This window comes from Flavobacterium tyrosinilyticum, from assembly GCF_023656565.1.
GTDB classification, from domain to species: domain Bacteria; phylum Bacteroidota; class Bacteroidia; order Flavobacteriales; family Flavobacteriaceae; genus Flavobacterium; species Flavobacterium tyrosinilyticum.
Genome location: NZ_JAMOKG010000003.1, coordinates 622,334 through 645,413, shown reverse-complemented (window position 1 = coordinate 645,413; position 23,080 = coordinate 622,334). Strand labels below are relative to the sequence as shown.

The following is a 23,080-nucleotide window of genomic DNA, read 5'->3' as shown; positions in this document are numbered from 1 at the left end:
ATTTGATTAAAACCATTTTCGGGTAAAAAGAGTAACTAAAGTTTTTGGCGAAAAAGTGATTATAAATCGTATTTTTTCATTGTATTTAGGCTGTGATATTTCCCATCCGTTATTAGAATAAACAGGAAAATAGAGTTCAAAGTAGTCAGGAACCAAGTTTAAACGGACTCCAGAATCGTAAGCAAAGAACTCACTTTTATGCTTGTTTTTTAAGAAACCAATGTCGCCGTAAATCTCAACCCAGTTCCATATGGCATAACTGGCATTCAAAGTGGTCATCCATTGATTGGCGTATGCTGGTTCTAATTGCGATTTAAAACCTCCTTCAGCAATAACATACTGCTGGCTAAAAAAGCCTGTGCTTTCTGATCTTCCGAATAAATTATAATCAAATAAATAATCTGTCGGACGGTCTAAGCCAAAACTAAAATAATCTGAGTTTGTTGTGTTGTACAAGAAACTTCCAACATATAGTCTTAAATTTAACTTTTTGTTATTTTCAAATAGCCTTCTGTATTCAATTTCTCCAGAAGCTTTTCCGAAACCGCTAGAAAATTGCAGATCAGTCATAAAACTAAAATGGTCAATTAATTCTGTTTTCGTATTAGAATAACGGGCATTAAAGATCGAATAGTTTGGTTTTGAATTATCTGTAATGTAGGTGCTTGCTTCACGATTTACAATAACCTGACGTGCTAAAAACAGCTGTTTCCTATTATCTCTAAAATCTTTTTCTCGAATACGAAACTGCACCATCGGATTTAATCTTAAATAAGTTGCATCTGGGGCGTAATGATAATAATTCTGACTAATAGAATATCGAACATTATATAAAGTACTGTTTCTATAATTTTGATTCCATGAAAAAGCAGACGAACCCGAAACTGTACCTGCTTTTATAGAATACGCCGGATTAATGTCAAAATTAAAAGGCTTGTCTAAAATGGTTTTATTATGAAAACGAATTCCTGGCGTTATACCATCATAGTAATTATAATTTAATGTCGGAATGTATAAAATCTGATTGTAGTCTGGATCTTCTAAATCTTTAGTAAAATTAAATTTAACCGGTCGGTTGAGGGCAACATGTTTTAGCGATTTCCAGTTGTTTCTTTGGTTGTATTCTGGAACTTCATTATCGTAATTAATTACAATTTTATCTGCATTTTTACGACTGAACTCATAAACAGAGTCTTTTTTAGTAGGCTCAATCCATTCTTTAAAAACGACTTCCTTTTTTTTAATTCCGTAAATTGGAATAGGAGCGTAGATGCCAGTTTTATTTTTAACCGAAAATGTAATGCTATCTGCAGTTCTCGAAACGTTCGAAAATTTATAATCGATAATATCTCGCGAATCGATAATGGTTTTAAAGAACCAATCGATATTTTTTGCGCTTTTTTGGGTTAAGATTTTCTCAAAGTCATAACGATTCGATTGTCCGAATTGGTTGAGATTGTAAAATTCTTTGACACTTTTAGGAACAATATCATCATTCAGATAGTCATCTAAATAACTCAAGCTCAAACCAGCTCGATATTTACTGGCAATTTGCTCGTTAAATTTTATTAAGGTATTTTTTGGGTCGCCAAGTGGCTGATCCAAGTTTTTACGAGCCATTAGCATATAGTAATAGCTATATTGTTCGTTAAAAGTTAGATTCGTGATATTGTAGCTTTTAAAGAGTTTCATGTTGGATAGTCTTCCCAACATTTTCTCATCCTTATGATGTTCTTCCATGTACTTCATCATGGCATAAATCTGGATTCCGTCATAAATCCAATTGTCTTTTCGAGGATCTAAGCGAAGACTATTTTTAAGATAATTGTTTAGAAAAGTCTTTAAAAACTGAATTTCAAATATAAAGTCATCCTGAAATGGACTGATAAAAGAAGGCAGCTGATTTAAACCATAAAAAGGATTTCGGTCATAATCAATCTGAGAAACGGTTATTTTTTCATGCGGATATTTTCCAATAAACTTTTCAGCATAAGAAACCACTCGATTAATGATAATCGCTTTCTGAATTTCGTCTATTTTTTTATTTTTTAAATTGGTTTCAACCAGTAGAGAACCATTATCATAAGTTCTAAAACTATTTTGTTTTTCGATATAAAGGCTGAAATCGGTTCTGTTTCTGCCAGAAAAAGAATAAATAGTGTAGCTCTGATTGCTCGTGTCTTTAGAAATCGAATTTAAATCGGTAGTAATGGAGTGTGAGTTCGGGATTTTAATTTCAACTTCATAATCACTCACTGCATTTGCAATATCATCTAGATTGAAATTGTTATACTTTACAAAAAGACCATTTTCAAAACGGGCAGGACTTATAAACCAGTTTTTAAGAGCCATGCCGCCATTTTGATCAAAACCAAAATGCGTGAATTTATCGTTTGGTATTTTTACAATATAATTGAGATGTAAAACGATTTTTTCGTTAGGAAGCAGTTTGCGATTCAGTTTGACCATAATATAGTCAGGTTCCTGAGTGCTTCTTTCCCATTCCAGAGCCGAAAAATTAGTTTCTGTCAGGTTAATAATTGTAGTTTTTCCTCTGTCGGCAGCCTTTGCCAAATGAAAACCTCTGTAAAATTCATCAGAAAAACGTTTTGCTAGAGGCGTGTTTTTATCAGCAAAAGCGTTATTCCAATCATTCAAAACAATTGAAGCCAAAGTATCATTTGTAGTATTATGATACGTAAGATCCTGTTTTATGTTTAGTGTTTTAAGTTCGAGATTTACCGCCACTTCCATCTTAGATTGATGTTGTGCAGTTAGTTTTATCGAAAATGATAAAGCTAAAACGAGGCAAATAATTTTATAAAGTGCTTTCAAATAGTGGCTTAAAAATTATCAGACATACTTAAATTACAGACATATTGCGGTTTCGGATTTTTGTAAAAATAGTATAAAAAAAGCTGTTTAAAAAAACAGCTTTCAATTTTTATGATATTTACGTAATTTAACGATAAATAGTATGATGTTCACAGCGAAATGTGATCTCACACATGAAAATTAAATTTAGAAATTCGGACTTAAATCGTACTTTTTGTAGAATTTATCCAATGCTTCCACAACTTCATCTTCAGTGTCTACAATTTTAAATAAATTCAAATCTTCTGGGCTTACAGTATGCATTTTTTCAACCAAAACAGTTTTAACCCATTCTATTAAGCCAGACCAGAACTCAACTCCAACCAAAATAATCGGGAATTTTCCAATTTTCTTAGTCTGAATCAAAGTGATAGCTTCAAACATTTCGTCTAAAGTTCCAAAACCACCTGGCATCACCACAAAACCTTGCGAATATTTTACGAACATTACTTTTCTCACAAAGAAATAGTCGAAATTCAGGTTTTTGTCATGATCAATATACGGATTAAAATGCTGCTCAAACGGAAGCTCGATATTTAAACCAACCGAAATTCCTCCGCCCAAATGCGCGCCTTTATTTCCAGCTTCCATAATTCCGGGACCACCTCCTGTAATCACACCGTAACCTGCTTTACTGATTTTATAAGCGATTTTTTCAGCCAATTCATAGTACTTATCCTCTGGTTTTGTTCTTGCCGATCCAAAAATAGAAACACAAGGACCAATACGCCCCATTGCCTCGTAACCATTTACAAACTCAGACATAATCTTAAAAATTGCCCAGCTGTCATTGGTTTTAATTTCATTCCACGTTCTTTGTTTCAAACGATCCTGAATTACTTTATCTTCATCATTATCAAAATCTTCTAATCTCATTTTAGGTATTTTAATTTATTATTTTATCTATGTTTTTTTCCCTGTAATTGTCATCCTAAGCATATTCGGAGTTAGGAGCTATTTCCTGCTGTCCGCTATATCTTTTGTGCTGAACCCCAGCACAAAAGGATGCCGCTCCCATCAGGGCTAGGGCAGTTGGTTTCAAATAAACATTTGGTTTAATCGAAACATATTTTTCCTTAAAAAGCTTGAGTTTTTCAGAAAAAGCGGACACTAAATTAACGCTTTTTTCTAGAATTGTTACAAAAAGCGGGAATTATAATCCAAAAGTAATGTTGCGATAATAATCAAATTCAGTTTTTTGATTCATTATCAGGTATTTGGTGAATGTAAAATCAGTAAATTTTTTAGATCTAAATCTTTATCAATTTTTAAAGGTAAATGCGTATAAAGTTTTGATAAAAGGTAAATTAGAAAGTTGGTTTGCGCATTTTTGTCATTTCGACGAAGGAGAAATCTCCGCGAGAAGCTCGACAAAGATTGGGTTTTCGTTGCGGAGTTACTTGTGGAGATTTCTCCTTCGTCGAAAAGACAAAGATTGTGGTTGTTTTGTTTAAAAAAAAAACAAAATTCCACATGCACTTGGTTTTAAATATTTACAAAGATCAATCTTACTCCAATTCTTTCTTCAAAAACTTAGCCGTATAACTCTTTTTATTCTGAGCCACTTCTTCTGGGGTTCCTTTGGCAACCAATTGTCCACCGCCTTTTCCGCCTTCAGGGCCAATATCAATAATATAATCGGCAAGTTTGATAACGTCCATATTATGTTCGATCACAAGAATGGTATTTCCTTTATCAACCAATTTATTGATTACTTCCATCAAAACACGAATATCTTCAAAGTGTAAACCTGTTGTTGGTTCATCTAGAATATAAAATGTATTTCCAGTATCTTTTTTAGACAATTCTCCCGCCAATTTAATACGTTGCGCTTCACCACCCGAAAGCGTTGTACTTTGTTGACCAAGTGTAATATAACCTAAACCAACATCCTGAATGGTTTTGATTTTTCTGTAAATCTTGGGAATATTTTCAAAGAATGGAACAGCTTCATCAACCGTCATATCCAAAACATCCGAAATAGATTTTCCTTTATATCTGATTTCTAAAGTTTCTCTATTGAAACGTTTTCCCTGACACGTTTCGCATTCTACGTAAACGTCTGGTAAAAAGTTCATTTCGATTGTTCTTACACCAGAACCTTCGCAGGTTTCGCAACGTCCACCTTTTACGTTAAAACTAAAACGTCCTGCTTTGTAACCACGAATCATACTCTCAGAAGTCATCGTAAACAGGTTTCTGATTTCAGTGAAAACCTCTGTATAGGTAGCCGGATTCGAACGTGGTGTTCTTCCAATCGGACTTTGGTCAATATCAATTACTTTATCAATATGTTCCAGACCTTCAATCTTTTTGTAAGGTTGTGGTTTTTTTACGCCATTAAAATAATACGCGTTTAAAATTGGATACAACGTTTCATTAATTAAAGTCGATTTACCGCTTCCTGAAACTCCTGTAACGCAAGTTAATTGCCCTAACGGAATTTCTATCGAAACGTTTTTAAGATTGTTTCCTGTTGCTCCAGTTAGTTTCAAGAATTTGCCATTCCCTTTTCTTCTTTTCTTCGGAATTTCAAATTTCATTTTACCATTCAAATATTGAGCGGTAATAGTATCCGAAGCTAAAGTTTCTTTTGGAGTTCCAATACTGATGATTTCTCCTCCATATTTACCCGCTTTTGGTCCAATATCAATTACATAATCCGCCGTTTCAATCATGTCCTTGTCATGTTCAACAACAATAACCGAGTTTCCGATATCACGCAATTGTTCCAAAGAATGAATCAATTTTTCGTTATCTCTTTGGTGTAAACCAATACTCGGTTCATCTAAAATATAAAGAACTCCAACCAGCTGAGAACCAATTTGTGTTGCCAGACGAATACGTTGTGCTTCACCACCAGAAAGCGATTTTGAACTTCGGCTTAAAGCCAAATAATTCAAACCAACATTCATTAAAAAGTTCAAACGGTCTTTGATTTCTTTTACAACTTCAGATGCAATCAAAAGCTGTTTATCTGTCAAATGGCTATTTAAATCTTGAAACCAAGCTGTTAAATCTGAAATATCCATATCACACAATTCGGTGATATTTTTTTCATTTACTCTAAAAAACAGAGCTTCTTTTTTAAGACGTGAGCCATCGCAAACAGGACAGTTAATTTCGTCCATAAAATCTTTTGCCCAACGTTTTATGCTGGTTGTGGCGCTTTCGTCATATTGATTTTTGATGAAATTAGAAATTCCTTCAAAGTCAATTTTATATTCTCTTGTTACGCCAAGATCCTTAGAATTGATAGAAAATTTATCTTTTCCGCCATACAAAATCATTTGCATCGCTTCTTCAGGAATTTTCTCTATTGCATCGGTAATTTTAAATCCGAATTTTTCTCCAATGGTTTCCAATTGTTTGAAAATCCATGAAGATTTGTATTCGCCGAGCGGAGCAAAACCACCCGCTTTTATAGATAATTTTGGATTTGGAATAATTTTCTTAACATTGATTTCGTGTACCGTTCCCAATCCGTTGCAATGCGGACAAGCTCCTTTTGGGGAGTTGAACGAAAATAAATTTGGTTCTGGATTCTGATACGATATTCCTGTTGAAGGACACATTAAATTTCTACTGAAATAACGTACTTCATTAGAATCTTGATCTAAAATCATCAATACATCTTCACCGTGATGCATCGCAGTATTGATACTTTCAGATAATCTTTTTTGTGTATCTGGATTATCTTCAATCACCATTCTATCTACAACAATCTCAATATCGTGTGTTTTGTAACGATCCAATTTCATTCCCGCAACCAGATCTTGAACTTCTCCGTTTACACGAACTTTCAAGAATCCTTGTTTGGTAATTTGTTGGAAAAGTTCCGCATAATGACCTTTTCTGGCTTTAATAACTGGAGCAAGAATATTGATGCGTTTTCCATTATAATCCTGAATAATCAGATCTTTAATCTGCTCATCAGAATACGAAACCATTTTTTCGCCAGTGTTATAACTGTAGGCATCTGCGCCACGCGCGTATAAAAGCCTTAAGAAATCGTAAATTTCAGTAATAGTCCCAACTGTAGAACGCGGACTTTTACTAGTTGTTTTTTGTTCAATCGCGATTACAGGTGAAAGTCCGTCAATTTTATCAACGTCTGGACGTTCTAATCCGCCAAGAAATTGCCTAGCGTAGGCAGAAAACGTTTCTACGTAACGACGCTGTCCTTCGGCATAAATCGTATCAAAAGCCAAAGAAGATTTTCCCGAACCTGATAAACCGGTAATTACAACCAGTTTTTCACGCGGAATAGATATATCGATATTTTTTAGATTGTGAACTCTTGCACCAAGAACTTCAATAGTATTGTCTTTATCTAACATAATTTTGAGCAAAACGCAAAGTTACCACTTTGATTTGTTCTTTTAGTGCTCGATAGCAAAACTTTATGTTACAATTAGTAACAAAAAGCGCTAGTATAAACTAGCGCTTTCTTTTTCGGGTTGCCATGTAGTTTTCTATGGCTTCTTTTGTGGTGTACCAATTTCGGCCTTCTTTGTAAGCGTCAATTTTTCCTGTTCTGGCGAGTAAACTGACATATTCTTGGCCATAAGGTGTATCAGGTTCACTAACTATGTTTTGAATCGATTGATAATCATAAGGACTTCCAGGCATTGCACCCAGATAAATATTGATTGTTCTTTCTAGGGCTTGGCACATTAAAAGGGTTAGTTTCTGATAATTGCCATTATTGGCCTGATTGAGTGCTTCGTAATATTTTTTTCTATCATTTTTAAGAATAATAGCCGGCGGAAAACCACATCGCATCAATAATAAATTCATGCTTAAACGAACCGTGCGCCCATTTCCATCAAAAAAAGGATGAATCCAGACAAGTTTATGATGATAGATCGTGGCGAGTTCTATATCGTTTAAACCTAAAGGATTTGTATTGATAAACTCGATTAATTCATCTAAATAATCGGAGACTTTATTGGCATTTGGAGGCATAAAATTGGCTCCAGAAATACGAACTCCTCCGTTGCGAATTCTACCAGCAAAATCTTCTTCGATAGAACGCATAACCAAACCATGGATAGAGAGAATATCTATACTCCTTAGCTTATAATTTTCATCTACAATAGAGTAGAGGTAATCAATAGCTTTGTCATGATTATGGGTTTCAAAATGTTCTCGTAGCGATTTGCCTTTTATGGTAATTCCTTCTTGAATTACCATTTGGGTTTCTCTCAAACTAAGTGTATTCCCTTCGATACTGTTTGAATTGTAAGTCCATTCTAAAGAAAGACTTTCTCGTATTTTATTCAAAGCAATAGTAGGCAATGGTCTGCTGTTTTGCAGTTCCTGCCTTTTTTGGTACAATCGATCGAAAGTTGATTGAAATTCTTCTCTGTATGTTAGGTCAATATTAAACATAATCCTACAAAGGTACTTCTTAATATCGGATAATAAAAATTTTTAACGTATCCGATATTAAGGTTATTCAATGGTCATAGAACGAAGTTTTGTTCGATATGCTTCAAGCGCTATTGATTTTGAAATGAATCCGTGGTATTTTCCGTCTCTTAAAACAGGAAGAAAAGCAGATTTTGAGGTTTCAAATTTGCGCATTACAATCTCCATGCTATCAAGTGTAGAAATTGTAGCAGAAGGCGCTTTCATTACATCTCTAATGAAAGTATATTTTACACGGTAAGAGTTAAATATAATTTCGCGAATATCATTAAAATGCACCACTCCAACCAAATCTTTATCATTGTTTACAACCGCAAAAACAACTTGATTAGAGTGTGAAATTAGGTCTACTAATTTACTTAGGTTTTCATCTGGATGAACGGTTAGGTAATCGCACTGAATGATTGTGTCAATTTCTAAAGTGGATAGAATATTAGAATCTTTATTACTCGTAAAAGCATGTCCTTTTTTAGCTAATCCTTTTACGTCAAGCGAATATTTTTCGTAACGCTTAGAAATAGCAAAACTGATTGAAGAAACAATCATAAGCGGAATCATTAATCCGTAACCTCCTGTAATTTCTGCGATTAAGAAAATAGCCGTAAGTGGAGCATGAAATAAACCGCTCAAAATTCCTGCCATTCCAACCATTGTAAAATTACTGATAGGAAGTTTAGATAAGCCAATCATCGTAACCAGTTTAGAAAAGAAATAGCCCAAATAAGATCCTAAAAATAGAGATGGGGCAAAGTTTCCTCCGTTACCACCGCTCCCAATGGTTAATCCAGAAGCAAAAACTTTAACCATTGCTGTTGCTCCGACAAATAAAAGAAGAACCCATGGATTATTTCTAAAATCGGCAAACAAAGTATTATCCAATAAAAGTCCAGGATCTGCATCAGATAATGTTTTAATGCTTTCGTAACCTTCACCAAATAATGTTGGAAAAATAAAAATTAATAATGCCAATAACGATGAACCAATTAAAGCTTTTTTATATGGATTAATTTGCTGTTTGGCAAAATAATGCTCTACTTTTTGGAAATTTCTAGAGTAATAAATAGCAACCAATCCAGTAAGAACTCCCAAAAGAACGTAAAATGGAATATTATGATAATCGAATGTTTCTTGTTTTTTGAAGCTTAATAAAATGCTTTCGTCCAAAACAATTGCAGAAACCAAAGCACCTGTTGCGGCAGAAATCATAATAGGGGTAAAGGCAGAAATACTAACATCTACCAATAAGACTTCAATAGCAAAAAGGACTCCAGCAATTGGTGCATTAAATGCGGCAGCAATTCCGGCCGCAACGCCACAGCCAATTAACAACGTTCTGTCTTTATATTGTAACTTATAGTTTTGGGCAAAATTAGAACCAAAAGCAGCTCCTGTTATCACAATTGGACTCTCTAAACCAGCAGAACCTCCTAGACCAACCGTTAACGAACTGGTAACAATCTGCGCATACATCTGCTTTTTCGGAATAATGCTTGCTTTTTTGGCAACCGCATAAAGTATCTGTGAAGTTCCTTTTTGTATGCTTCCGTTAAGAACTTTATTTACAACAAAAACCGTTAATGTGATACCAATAATAGGCAAAATACTATTGATGAAGCTCAATTTTAAAATTCCGTTGATGTAAGTTGCAAAAGAAAAAACGCTGTGTGCGAATGTTTTAAGAACGATTACCGCAAACGCACACGATATTCCAGTTAAAACACTAGATAAAAACAGAAATTGTTTTGGTGTCATTAAAGATTGAGCCAAAGCAATTATGCTTTCAAGTCGTCTGAAATATTTTTTTATCATTATGTTTTAAAAATTATCGATTTTACAAAATTAGATTTTAATCTTGTTTAAAAAAAATAAAATGAAGAATCACTTTAAAAACCAACAGCTGTGTCGTCTCCTCTAAAATCTGCTCCTCCTTCTAATCTATTGTCAGGTAAAACTAAAATGGCGTCTACTTTTCCGATAATTGGAGTTGGCTTTTCGTTGATAATGTAACTCTTAGCTTTTAACTGATCTATAGTTTTTGTTTCAAAAGTACTAGGTTCGAAAGTGATTAAATCGGGTAGCCATTGATGATGAAAACGAGGCGCATTTACCGCTTCCTGCATGCTTAATTTGTATTCGTAAACATTTAAAATCGTTTGCAAAACAGAAGTGATAATGGTTGAACCGCCTGGAGTTCCAACGACCATAAAAAGTTTTCCGTTTTTTTCTACAATTGTTGGTGTCATAGAGCTTAACATACGTTTTTGCGGCGCAATGCTGTTGGCTTCATTTCCAACCAAACCAAACATATTTGGAGATCCAGGTTTAGCACTAAAATCATCCATTTCATTATTCAAAAAGAAACCTAATTCGTCACAGTAATATTTAGAACCATAACCATCATTTAAAGTTGTTGTAGCAGCAATTGCATTTCCGAATTGGTCTACAATAGAGTAATGTGTAGTTTCTGTGCTTTCGGCATAATTTACTTTTCCTTCTTTAATTTCAGTAGATAAAGTTGCTTTTTCAGGATTAAAACTTGCCATTCTTTCGCGCAAATAATTCGCGTCTAATAACTCTTTCATCGGAATTTTTACAAAATCGGGATCGCCTAAAAAGTAACTTCTATCAGCATAAGCTCTTCTTTCGGCTTCAACAATCACCTGAATGGCATCTGGAGAATTATGTCCCATTTTTGCTAAATCGTAAGGCTCAAGCATTTTTAAGATTTGCGCCAGACAAATTCCGCCACTGCTTGGAGGAGACATTGAAATGATTTTTAAATCTTTATAAGTAAACTCAAGCGGCTTTCTCCATTTCGCTTCATATTTAGCTAAATCTTGCATCGTGATAATACCGCCTTTTTTCTGAAGATAATCGACTAAGATTTTTGCAGTTTCGCCTTTGTAAAATTCATTTCTTCCTTTTTTCTGAATTCTTTTTAAAGTTTTGGCTAAAGCTAAGTACTTGATCGTGTCATTTTCTTTGAAATTGCCCGATACAAGTGAATTTTCGCCGTTAATTTTTACAATGCTTTCATGATAATCTTTTATACTTTTCTCTTGCTTTTTGGTTACTACAACACCTCTTTCTGCTAAAGCAATAACAGGCTCCAGAATTTTAGAGATTGGTATTGTTCCGTATTTTTTATGTACAGCAAAAACACCTGCAATAGTTCCAGGAACACCAATGGCAAGTGCCGTTTGCGTGCTTTTTCCTTTTATAACATTCCCTTCGCTATCCAAAAACATATCTTTTGTGGCTGCAAGTGGCGCTTTTTCGCGATAATCCAAAGAACCCACTTCGCCATTTGCTTTTCTGTAAACCATAAACCCGCCACCGCCTATATTTCCTGCAAACGGAAAAGCAACAGCAAGAGCCAATTCGGTTCCGATCATGGCATCAAAAGCATTTCCTCCTTTTTTCATGATGTCGGCACCAATTTTAGAAGCTTCTTCGCGAGCAGAAACAACCATTGCTTTTGTAACAACCAATCCTGTTGGTTTTGAAAAAGCTTCTTGTGCGTTGCTGCTATTTAAATATAAAAGGGCGATTAAAAGTGTAATTTTTTTCATGTGCAATAAAATTAAATTGAGCTAAAGAGAAAGTAGTTTTTCTTTGGCTTTGACTCTCATTTCTTCAAAGAAAAGAGTAAATTCTTCTTCAAATTCATCATAAAATTCAATAAGTTCTTCAACAGCAAACTGCATTTGAGAAATATTTTTCGACCTTCTGTCCATTTGCGTTAAAATATGGTGAATTCCTTCGGTTGTACGATAACTTACCAACCAGTTTCTTTCGATCATGTAAGGCATTAAACTTTGCGTTTTTTCGGTTAAAATGTCATAATTATCATGTAGCGAATGATAAAATCGCTTTACAAAAAGCTCTAATTTTTCATCCGAATATTTTGTCCAGTTTTTGGCCAAAAAATGATCATAAACAATATCCACAATTACGCCGGCATAATGATGGTATCTGTCATGAAGACGTTTAGTGCTGGTTCTAAAAATATCGTGAGAATCGGTATAGGTATCTATGAATCGATGCAGTAAAATTCCTTTTTGCACATCTTCAGGAAAATGTTCAAATTGTTTTCCGCGAATTCCGTCAGCCATAAAATTCCCTATTTTAATCAGATCATTTTCTCCAGAAAGGTATATGTGGGCTAAGAAATTCATTTTTTTGAAAGTTGCCAAGAACCTTAGAGGCTAAGATTCTGAGTTATTTTAGTAAATGTATAAAAACTTTTTTAAATCATTTTGTTATAAAATAACGAGAAATAAGTAGTTTCTTATAGATTAAATTTAAATTCTTAGAGACTTAGCGCCTTAGTAACTCGGTAACTTTTTTATATTTGTAAAAAATAACCCTAACTCACAAAAATGACTTTAATAAAATCTATTTCTGGAATCCGTGGAACGATCGGAGGAAAAGTGGGAGACAATCTAACTCCTGTTGATGCAGTGAAATTTGCCTCGGCGTACGGAACTTTCTTGAAAAATAATATTGCTAAAGATAAATTGACTGTTGTAATTGGCCGTGATGCGAGAATTTCTGGACCAATGATTCATAATTTAGTAGTGAATACTTTAATTGGTTTAGGAATCGATGTTATCGATCTTGGACTTTCTACAACGCCAACTGTTGAAGTGGCTGTTCCTTTGGAAAAAGCGGATGGCGGAATTATCCTAACTGCATCTCACAATCCAAAACAGTGGAATGCTTTAAAATTATTAAATGCAAAAGGAGAATTTTTAAGTGGCGCTGATGGTGCAAAAATTCTTGAAATTGCTGAAGCTGAAGCTTTCGACTTTTCTGATGTAGATAGTTTAGGTGAAGTTATTTCTAATGATGCATATATGGATATTCATATCGATGAAGTTTTAAACTTGCCATTGGTTGATATCGAAGCGGTTAAAGAAGCTAAATTTAAAGTGGTTGTTGATGGTGTAAATTCATCTGGAGGAATTATCATTCCGAAATTGCTAAAATTAATGGGCGTTGAAGTTGTAGAATTATACTGCGAACCAAATGGACATTTCCCTCATAACCCAGAACCTTTAAAAGAACATTTAACTGATATTTCTGAGCTTGTTGTAAAAGAAAAAGCTGATTTTGGTATCGTAGTAGATCCAGATGTTGATCGTTTGGCTTTTATTAGCGAAGACGGAGAAATGTTTGGAGAAGAATATACGTTGGTGGCTTGTGCAGATTACGTTTTGAGCAAAACTCCAGGAAATACCGTTTCTAATATGTCATCTTCTCGTGCTTTAAGAGATGTTACGAAAGCCCACGGCGGAAGCTACGAAGCAAGTGCAGTAGGAGAGGTGAATGTAGTTGAATTAATGAAGAAAAATAACGCCATAATTGGTGGTGAAGGTAACGGTGGAATTATTTATCCTGAATTGCACTACGGACGTGATAGTCTGGTAGGAGTTGCATTGTTTTTAACGCATTTAGCAAACAAAAAAATGCCAGTTTCTGCTTTGAGAGCTTCTTATCCAGAATACTACATGAGTAAAAATAAAATCGAATTGACACCACAAATTGATGTTGATGCGATTCTATCTCAAATGACAGAAAAATATAAAAACGAAGATATCTCGACAATTGACGGTGTAAAAATTGATTTTGCGACAGAATGGGTTCATTTAAGAAAATCAAACACAGAGCCAATTATTCGTATTTATACTGAAGCGCCTTCTCAAGATGCTGCAGATCAATTAGCACTTCGAATTATTGATGAAATTAAAGTAATTGCTGGAATCTAAGATTTTAGGTTTATTACATAAAAAAGCCTCTTTTGAAACTTTCGAAAGAGGCTTTTTCTATAAAAAACATTCCGTTAGGAATGTCTCGTTGGTAGAAAAAAAATGGTGATGTTTGAATTTGTGTCCTGTAGGGACACCTGATTTTATGGGATTGAATTCAATTTCCCAATTAATCAGGCGTTCCTACGGAACGATGCCCTCTGTGTATAATTTGGTTCTACCAACGAGACATTCCTAACGGAATGAATTTGTATGGAATTATAATAACATTTGCAATCTAGGTTCTACCGACGAGACATTCCTAACGGAATGAATTTGTATGGAATTACAATAACATTTGCAATCTGGTTCTACCGATGAGATGTTCCTAACGTAATGAATTTTAATAAAAAGTCCGAAAAACAACATTTGATTTTCGGACTTTTCAGTAAATTATTTTTGAAATATTATTCAATACGGTGTTTCCATCTTTTGTGCGTCCACAAATAAAATTCTGGCGCTTCTAGAATTTGTTTTTCTACTTCTTTTAAATACATTTCTGTGATTTTAAAGTTTTCAAAATCTTTAGGATTATCAGCAAGAGGAATAAATGTAGCTTCATAATAGCCTCTTCTAGCTTTTTTAACTTCCACAAATAGAACTGCTAAATCATATTTTTTTGCCAATGTTTCAGCGCCCGTATGAACAGGAACTTCAACTCCCATAAATTTCATCGAATGAAAAATCCTTTCCATTTTTGGCGATTGATCGCTTGCTAAGCCATAAAGACTTAAAATGCCTTCACGCTGGTTTTTGGCCATTGTTGGAATCGCTTTTCTAGTTTCGATCATTTCGGTGTTGTATTTCGAACGGATTTTTCGAACCAATTTATCAAAATAAGGATTGGCTAGTCTTTTGTAAACAGCAACGCCCTGAAATCCAAGTTTCGGATTAATAGTCAAAAGCCATTCATAACTTGCATAGTGAGAGGCTACCAGAATAACACTTTTTCCTCTTTTAGCATAATCACGAACCAGATCAATATTAGTGACATGAAATCTTCTTTCCATTTCTTCAGGAGACATGCTCATGGTTTTAATCATTTCCAAAAACATATCGCACATATGTTTGTAGAATTTCTTTTCTATAACTTTTCTCTCTGCATCGCTTAAATGAGGTAAAGTAAGGGCAAGATTTTCGCGAACTACTTTTTTGCGATATCCAATAACTCTATAAACCAAAAAACAGACAAAATCTGAAAATAGGTAAAATATAGGAAAAGGAAGTATAGAGATAAGCCAAAGTAATGGGTAGGCTAAAATATAGACAAGAAACTGCATGTAATTTTTTTTTGGCAAAGATAAATTAAAAATGATTATCGACTGCTATTTTGCATTCTTGCTAACTTATCTTTAAGAATGATTATATTTACAAATCAAAATTCACAATACTTATTACTTATGAATATTATTTTAATAGCGATTATCATTGCGAACGTTGTTATTAGTTACAAAGGTTTTAACGATCTTTATTTTTTTAGAAAATACGAATTTCATGTCGGAAGCATTCGTTCAGGAGAACAAATTAGAATGTTGTCTTCTGGCTTTTTGCATGTAGACATGATGCATTTGATTTTTAATATGCTGACTTTGTATTTTTTTGCTCCTGTAGTTTTAAACTGGCTCGGTAACTTTTCTTTTATCTTAGTTTATTTCGGGAGTTTAATTTTTGGAAGTCTTCTTACCATGCTATTTCACAAGAATGATTATAGTTATCGTGCAGTTGGTGCTTCTGGCGCTGTAACGGGAGTTTTATATTCCGCAATACTATTGCAGCCCGACATGATGCTCGGAATATTTTTTGTGATTCCGATGCCGGCTTATATTTTTGGAATTGTGTATTTATTATACTCGATTTATGGAATGAAAGCAAAAAATGACAATATTGGGCACACAGCACACTTTGGAGGTGCTATAGGAGGATATTTGATTACTTTGATCAAAATGCCATCACTTCTTACAGATCATACCCTAATGGTTATTCTTCTTGCGATTCCGATTTTGATACTTTTTGGAATGGCAAAATTGGGAAAATTGTAATGCTGGCATAACTTTTGAAATGTCTTTTTTAAATATTAAAATTTAACAAAAATGAAAAAACTAGTATTATTTTTAACAATCATGTTTATGACTATGTCTTACGGCCAAGAAATCAAACAAGTACCACTAATTAATGTTAATGGAGAAGGAAAAGTAAAAGTAGCACCTGATCAGGTTTGTATTTCAGCTTCGGTTGAAACAAAAGGGAATAATGCTAAAGACGTTAAAAAACAAAATGACGAAAAGATGGACGCTGTTTTAAAATTCATCAAAAAAATGAATATCCCAACAGCAGATTTCAAAACAAAACAAGTAGCTCTTAATCCGCAGTACGATTATGAGAAAAAGAAAACTTCTTATAACGCTACACAAACAGTAGAAATCGTAGTGAAAGATTTAACTAAATACGATGAGTTAATGGAAGGTTTGGTTCAGCAAGGAATTAATAGAATAGATAAAGTTTCTTTTGAAACCTCTAAATTAGCACAATACGAGTCTGAAGCTAGAAAATTAGCAATGAAAGATGCTAAAACAAAAGCGGAAGAATATGTGTCTGTTTTAGGACAAAAAGTGGGTAAAGCTTTTACCATTTCAGACAATTCTCAAATCTATCGTCCACAGCCAATGTATGCTGCAGCTATGAGAATGAAAGAAGCAGACTCAATGGGTGCTTCAAACGAAACTCTTGCAGTTGGCGAGATTGAAATTACAGCAAATGTTAGCGTAAGTTTTGTATTAGACTAAACGTTTATAAAATACCAATATTAAAAAATCCAAATTCCAATTTAAACTTGGATTTGGATTTTTTTGTTTTATTCGGTTGGGATTGGAATTTCAGTATTGAAATTTAAACAACCTTTATAGGAAGTGTAAACTGAAATGTACTTCCTTTTCCTTGTTCGCTTTCTACCCAAATTGTTCCTTGATGAATGCTTACAAACTCTTTGCAAAGCAATAATCCGAGTCCGCTGCCGAGTTCGTTTTCTGTTCCTTTTTGGAGAACCTTTCCGTTAATTTTAAATAACTTTTCTTTTATATTTTCTGGAACTCCGATTCCATTATCTGTAATAGAAATTTCTACTTTTTGATTTGTTCTGATTAGTTTGACTTTAATCTCACCGTTCTTGTCTGTAAATTTAATTGCATTGCTTAGTAAATTTCGCAAGATGGTGCTAATCATATTTTTATCAACTTCTGCTTCGACAAGATAAGCCGATTCAAACGTAATGTTGATGTTTTTATTTAGAGCGACATTTCGGCTTAGTTCTATATTCTCTTCAATCAAGGCATTTAAAAGCACATTTTTAGGATTAAAGGCAATCATTCCAGTTTGTACTCTAGACCAATCTAAAAGGTTCTCCAGTAGTTTGTAAATGTTCTTGTTGGAATCGTGCAGAAGCTCTGATATTTCTTTAATTTCTTCTCGGCTGTATTGTTCGATATTCTCCAATAAAATTTCAGAAAGAGAAACAGAAGAGCCTAAAGGGCCTCTTAAATCGTGAGAAATAATAGAAAAGAACTGATTCTTATCGTTTAAAAGCTTTTTAATTTTATGATCCTGCTTTTCTTTTACCAAAAGCAGAAAGCCTACAATGCCAATTAAAGTCAATAAAAATAGGCAAATGCTGTATAAGCTATCGAAGGTGTCATTGGAAATAATAAGATCTTGAGGATACAAATATCTGTGAACAATTCGTGTTGCAATTAGAATTTCAAATGCCATGTAGCACAAAACATAGAAAGTCTTAAAAAAGCTTTTTTCCTTTTCTGTAAAATAAGTTATAGTTGGCAATAAATAGATAAAAAATATGCCAATACCGCCAATTATGACGCGAGTATTCATTGATGCGTCAAAAAGTGTCGAAATATTAAAGAATACTATTGATGCTGCAGTAATTGCTATTTGAAAGCGATAATGCTTTTTTACATGTGTTTTAATAAGTGACAGCATAGCCATCGTCTCAAAGCAGCAAGCGCCAAGAATCATAGAATTAGCAATGTTAATAGATGCAAAATCAGGAATAATATTACGCAAAAGTGCCAATACCCAAGCAAGAGTTAGTATTAATTTGCCTAAGCCAAACCATTTTAAAGTTTTTCGGTTATCGCTAGTGGCATATGAAAATGAAAAACTAAAAATAAGAATGCAGGTAAACAGATTGCCCCAAAAGTAAAGTAGAAATATTGTTTTTGGATCTACCGGTAAGAGTTCAAACATTAGAGGGATTTTGTTTTAGAAATCGATTTAACAAATATACAAATAAAGTAAATATTCAAGCTAGAGATGACACGACAAGCGCAGTGTTCTAGCACATTTAACAATTTGTTTTCCTTCTAATGTGCTACAACATTAAACTGTTTTTAAAAATTAACAGCAGTTTATTTTTAAATTAATTGTGGTATTTTGAAATAACAAACATACGATGTAAAATCTTATACTTTAAAAATAAACAATAGTTTTTGCAGTTTTGTGTTATAGATTTAAAAATAACTTTTTTTCGATTTTTTTGTATGTGTTTTTTTAGGGAATTATTAAAAAGATAAAATAGAAAGAACGAATTAATTTACATATTGAATGATTTCTTAGCTTTGTATTAATTACCACAAAATTCTTTGTTATGCCACTAATTGAACAATCAGAATATAATTCTCCTTCTATTATTCATCGCAACAGGCATGTTTCTACCATTTATGCTGCACTGATTAAGAAGTTTGAAGTGCCTGAATATACAAGAGAAAAGCATGAATTGAATGACGGAGATTTTATCAACATCGATTATATTTTAAATGGCTCAAAAAAGGCCGTAATTTTATGTCACGGTTTAGAAGGCGATTCCCGCAGAACTTATAATAACAGCTGTGCGGCCTATTTTAAGCAGAAAGGTTTTTCGGTTTTTGCGTGGAACAATCGTACTTGTGGCGGAGAAATGAATCGTCTTCCAAGGCTATATCATCACGGTGCAGTTGATGATTTGGATGAAGTGGTTCAGTTTGCGTTGAAAAAAGGATTTGAAGATATTTATTTGATCGGATATTCAATGGGTGGTGTTCAGCTTCTAAATTATTTGGGATGGACAAAAATAGATGAGCGTATAAAAGCTGCTGTTTCAATTTCGGTGCCAACCCACATTGCCACAAGTGCAGAGGTGCTTAAGCAAGGTTTTAACAGAGTTTATTTGAAGAATTTTACCATTGATATTAAAAAGAAATTGAAATACAAAGCGGCTCAATTTCCTGATTTTATCAACCGTGATCAAATAGATAATATTTCTACTTTTGATGAAGTAGACCAATATTTTACGGCTCCACTTCATGGATTTGCAAGTCGTGATGATTACTACGAACGTGTTTCTCCAGAGTTTTCTCTTAAAAATATTACAACTCCGGTTTTGATTATTAATTCGCTAGATGATCCTTTTCTGGGCGAAAGATGTTACCCAAGAACTATTGCCAAAGACAGTGCGTTTGTTTATCTGGAAACACCAAAATACGGTGGACATTGTGCTTTTCCGCTTCGCGATTCTGAGTATTCTTATGCAGAGAAAAGAGCTTTTGAGTTTTTTGAATCTTTCAGATCAAACAATACTTTACTTTAAAAACAATTTCACTCATCGCCTGAATTCTCAATCTCAGAAGGCGCTTTTTTCTTGATGCTGGTGCTCAAATAAAAAAATAATCTTATGGTGTGATTCATGTCATATTGATAGCCAGAATATTTTTGCTGATATACATTCATATAACCAAAATCGTAACTCCATTTTGGATTAATATTTTTTCTAATTCCGATAAAAAAGCGGTTTTGATCAAAAGTATTGTAAACGACTTCTTCTCCAAAATGCAGCAAAATCTCATCTGAAAGAACCATTTGAGGCCACGATTTCTTATCGGAGATTCTAAAAGTGAAACTCATCAGATAACGAATTCTATTGGTAAAACGCCAATCGCCACTAGGTCTATCATTGACCATTTTTTCCTGCCAGCGCTGTTCATTTCGCAAGCGCTGCAAAATGCTTACATTTCCAAATTTTGTGTTTAACTGTGCCTGTTGGTAAATTCTGTTTTCATCTGCAAAAGTACTCCAGTCGGGATTTGATGGAGCGAGCCACATATGCGCATATCCTAGATTTAAGGAAATATTTGAATTCGGAATATAACTGATACCTCCTCTCATAAAATAGAAACTTGGATCGGCGACAAAATCATTCCGCCTGATATGAAAATCGCCAATCACACCCCAATGTTCTGCAAATTTGGTAACCGTATTGATAGAAACCCAAGTCTGAAGCTGCTGGTTAATTTCTTTTTTTTGAGTTTGTCCTAATACATTTAAATGAAGCAATAGAATTAGGAATCTGATAAAATTGTTTTTCATATTAAAAACGATAGAAATTAGTTAAAGTGTAAATTTCTTTTGAATCAGTCTAAGGAAATTATGCAAACAATTATTACAAGTAAAGGTATTCTTTTTTAATGAAGATTTATAGGGTAAGTTTTAAGTTTAATTTATTTTATATCAGGTGTTTATGTTTTGTTGGATTTAAGGTGTTAGCGATCATATTTTTGTATCCGCAAGCAAAGGAAAGCGGTCATTTGAAACTGGCTATATCAATATATCCAGATTTATTATACTATGAATATATATTTAGTCCGTAAAAAAGGAGAAAGAAGATATTATAAATGATTTTTTTTGATTTTAATTCGTAGGAAAAAAGCGGTAGATTTTAGTGTAATCTACTATTTGTAAGGTTGTTATGTTTTTCTGTTTATGTGTTGTTACATTGCAGTACGGGAAACCGTATTTAAATCATAATTAAAAAGATTACTTTTGTTTTTTTAATATGGAAATAATTACATCTTATGTCCCCAAATAAGTTTATTTTTTTCTTTTTATTGTTTATATCGGTATCCTATTCACAGACTAAACGTCCTGCTGTTGTGGTTAAAGCCAGAGCACAAAAGGATAAAATTTTAGTTCGCTGGGCTATCAATTCTCCAGCAGAATGGCAGAAAGCTAATAAAAAAGGATTTACAATTACCAGAACTACAATTCTACGCGACGGTAATGTCTTGCCTAAACCCGAAAAAGTACTTCTTACTTCTAAACCATTAACTCCCGAACCACTAGATTCTTGGATTGATTTTGTACAGAAAGACAATAATGCGGCTATTATTGCCCAATCTATTTATGGCGAAAGTTTTGAAGTAACAGGCGCAAAAGAAGGTGATTTGGCAAAAATAGTTAATATGGCCGACGAACTAGATCAGCGATATACTTTTGCTTTGTATGCTGCAGACATGAGCTTTGAAGGAGCTGTAAAAGCTGGCTGGGGTTATGTAGATACAGATGTAAAGAAGAATGAAGTATATGCTTACCAAGTAAAGGTTTTTGAAAGTCCACAGGTAAAAGAAGCTTCCTATATGATCGGCCTAAAAGATTATTCGGTTCTGCCTGCACCAACAGATTTTATTGCTGTTCCAGACGATAGAAAAGTACTGCTTTCTTGGGATTATGAAACCTTCAAAAGAATTTATACCTCGTTTATGGTAGAAAAATCTTCAGACGGAATCAATTATAAACCAATATCAAATACCGGACTTGTTAACTTAAATGATAAAGACGAAAATCCGTCCAAAAACATGTACTTTGTTGATACACTTAGTGTAAACGACAAAGTTTATCATTATAGATTATACGGTATAACTTCCTTTGGAGAAAAAGGAGAGTTTACAAAACCTATAACAGCTACGGGTGTTGCCGCTGTAGTAACTCCGGCAAGATTGGTAGATTATGCGATTATAAATTCTAATGAAGTGAATCTTGAATGGGATTATCCGAAAGAATCAGAAGGATTTATTCAAGGTTATGAAATTAATTTAGCAAATAACGATAAAGGACCGTATAAGGTTGTTTCTAAGATTATTCCGCCCTCTGAAAGGAAACTCAAGTTTAAAGAAGAACTGTATCCATCCAATTATTTTACCATTTCGGTTGTTGGAAAAAACAATCAGAGATTAACCTCTCAAAGTATGCTGGTACAGCCAGTCGATTCTATACCGCCAGCCAAACCAATTGGACTGGAAGGGGTAATTGATAGTCTTGGAACGGTTAGGCTAAAATGGAAACCTAATACAGAAAAAGATCTTCGCGGATACCGAATACTAAAAGCCAATACGGCAGGAGAGGAGTTTGTAGATATTTATCATCAATCTTACAGCGGTACAGAATATAAAGACAGCGTGAGTTTAAAAATGACCAACAGTAAAGTTTATTATAGAATTGCTGCTGAGGATATGCGTTATAATATCTCTGATCCTTCAGATATTCTGGTATTGGATAAACCCGATAAAATTCCGCCGGCTGCACCTATTTTTAAAGATTATGATAACAAAGATGGCAAAGTACACTTAAAGTGGATACGAAGCTATAGTGAAGATGTTGTCAGTCATAGTTTAAGAAGAAGAGAAAAAGGACAGGAAAAATGGGTGGAAATCAAACAAATAAATGATACGATTCAGGAATTTACAGATGATCGAATAGAAAATAAAAAGACCTATCAATATGCTATTCTGGCTAAGGATAAAAGTAATCTATGGTCTTCGTTAGATCATTCAGTAATCACGGTTAGTGTGTTGAATTTTACACCAGTAAAAGTGATTACATTTTCGCAAGGAACAGCAGACAGAGAAAATAGAAAAATAGTTCTTTCTTGGGACTATGCAAAGAATAAAGGCAAGGTTTTAGGCCTAAGTATTTATAAAAATGAAAAAGGGCTTCCGCCAACTTTATGGAAAGAATTAAACGGAACTGTTTTTACTTTAGAAGATAAAAATTTGAAAATTAATAAACAATACGAATATCATCTGGTCCCAAGTTTAGAAAATGACAGTCCAGCAAAACCAGAGACCTTAACAGTTATTTATTAA

At 33.8% G+C, this 23,080-nt stretch carries 15 protein-coding genes; 5 read left to right on the top strand and 10 right to left on the bottom strand.

Annotated features, from left to right (window positions below):
• Window positions 1-6 precede the first annotated feature (6 nt).
• The 7 genes from NCC77_RS17020 to NCC77_RS16990 form a co-directional block, all read right to left on the bottom strand.
• Window positions 7-2,754, bottom strand: a complete 2,748-nt coding sequence (locus tag NCC77_RS17020) for a gluzincin family metallopeptidase (protein ID WP_250837177.1) — start codon at window positions 2,752-2,754, stop codon at window positions 7-9.
• 267 nt (window positions 2,755-3,021) lie between these two features.
• Entirely contained in the window at window positions 3,022-3,750 is a 729-nt protein-coding gene (locus NCC77_RS17015) for an LOG family protein (protein WP_250836677.1), read from the bottom strand.
• 632 nt (window positions 3,751-4,382) lie between these two features.
• Window positions 4,383-7,214, bottom strand: a complete 2,832-nt coding sequence (uvrA, locus tag NCC77_RS17010) for an excinuclease ABC subunit UvrA (protein WP_250836676.1) — start codon at window positions 7,212-7,214, stop codon at window positions 4,383-4,385.
• Between the two features lie 100 nt (window positions 7,215-7,314).
• Window positions 7,315-8,268, bottom strand: a complete 954-nt coding sequence (locus NCC77_RS17005; protein ID WP_250836675.1) for a Fic family protein — start codon at window positions 8,266-8,268, stop codon at window positions 7,315-7,317.
• Between the two features lie 63 nt (window positions 8,269-8,331).
• Window positions 8,332-10,116: a chloride channel protein gene (locus tag NCC77_RS17000; RefSeq protein ID WP_250836674.1), complete on the bottom strand. Its 1,785-nt coding sequence runs from the start codon at window positions 10,114-10,116 to the stop codon at window positions 8,332-8,334.
• A 74-nt stretch (window positions 10,117-10,190) separates the two neighbouring features.
• The gene (gene ggt, locus NCC77_RS16995; protein WP_250836673.1) at window positions 10,191-11,879 is read right to left on the bottom strand and encodes a gamma-glutamyltransferase; all 1,689 of its coding nucleotides are present in this window, start codon (window positions 11,877-11,879) and stop codon (window positions 10,191-10,193) included.
• A 21-nt stretch (window positions 11,880-11,900) separates the two neighbouring features.
• The gene (locus NCC77_RS16990) at window positions 11,901-12,485 is read right to left on the bottom strand and encodes an acyl carrier protein phosphodiesterase (protein ID WP_250836672.1); all 585 of its coding nucleotides are present in this window, start codon (window positions 12,483-12,485) and stop codon (window positions 11,901-11,903) included.
• 204 nt (window positions 12,486-12,689) lie between these two features.
• Here NCC77_RS16990 and glmM point away from each other — a divergent pair, with 204 nt between their 5' ends.
• A complete protein-coding gene (gene glmM, locus NCC77_RS16985; protein ID WP_250836671.1) occupies window positions 12,690-14,078 on the top strand; it encodes a phosphoglucosamine mutase in 1,389 nt (462 codons plus the stop codon).
• A gap of 446 nt (window positions 14,079-14,524) precedes the next feature.
• Here the strand turns inward: glmM and NCC77_RS16980 are convergent, their stop codons facing one another.
• Window positions 14,525-15,397, bottom strand: a complete 873-nt coding sequence (locus NCC77_RS16980; protein WP_250836670.1) for a lysophospholipid acyltransferase family protein — start codon at window positions 15,395-15,397, stop codon at window positions 14,525-14,527.
• Window positions 15,398-15,517: 120 nt separating this feature from the next.
• On the opposite strand from NCC77_RS16980, the gene NCC77_RS16975 reads away from it, so the two are divergent.
• Both NCC77_RS16975 and NCC77_RS16970 read left to right on the top strand, forming a co-directional pair.
• A complete protein-coding gene (locus NCC77_RS16975) occupies window positions 15,518-16,156 on the top strand; it encodes a rhomboid family intramembrane serine protease (RefSeq protein WP_095931565.1) in 639 nt (212 codons plus the stop codon).
• A gap of 51 nt (window positions 16,157-16,207) precedes the next feature.
• Window positions 16,208-16,900: an SIMPL domain-containing protein gene (locus NCC77_RS16970; protein ID WP_250836669.1), complete on the top strand. Its 693-nt coding sequence runs from the start codon at window positions 16,208-16,210 to the stop codon at window positions 16,898-16,900.
• A gap of 103 nt (window positions 16,901-17,003) precedes the next feature.
• Here NCC77_RS16970 and NCC77_RS16965 read toward each other — a convergent pair whose 3' ends face one another.
• The gene (locus NCC77_RS16965; protein WP_250836668.1) at window positions 17,004-18,374 is read right to left on the bottom strand and encodes a sensor histidine kinase; all 1,371 of its coding nucleotides are present in this window, start codon (window positions 18,372-18,374) and stop codon (window positions 17,004-17,006) included.
• 400 nt (window positions 18,375-18,774) lie between these two features.
• Here NCC77_RS16965 and NCC77_RS16960 point away from each other — a divergent pair, with 400 nt between their 5' ends.
• Window positions 18,775-19,752, top strand: coding sequence for a YheT family hydrolase (locus tag NCC77_RS16960; RefSeq protein ID WP_250836667.1), 978 nt, complete (start codon window positions 18,775-18,777; stop codon window positions 19,750-19,752).
• Between the two features lie 8 nt (window positions 19,753-19,760).
• Here the strand turns inward: NCC77_RS16960 and NCC77_RS16955 are convergent, their stop codons facing one another.
• Window positions 19,761-20,528, bottom strand: a complete 768-nt coding sequence (locus tag NCC77_RS16955; protein ID WP_250836666.1) for a DUF2490 domain-containing protein — start codon at window positions 20,526-20,528, stop codon at window positions 19,761-19,763.
• A gap of 485 nt (window positions 20,529-21,013) precedes the next feature.
• On the opposite strand from NCC77_RS16955, the gene NCC77_RS16950 reads away from it, so the two are divergent.
• Entirely contained in the window at window positions 21,014-23,080 is a 2,067-nt protein-coding gene (locus tag NCC77_RS16950) for a fibronectin type III domain-containing protein (protein WP_250836665.1), read from the top strand.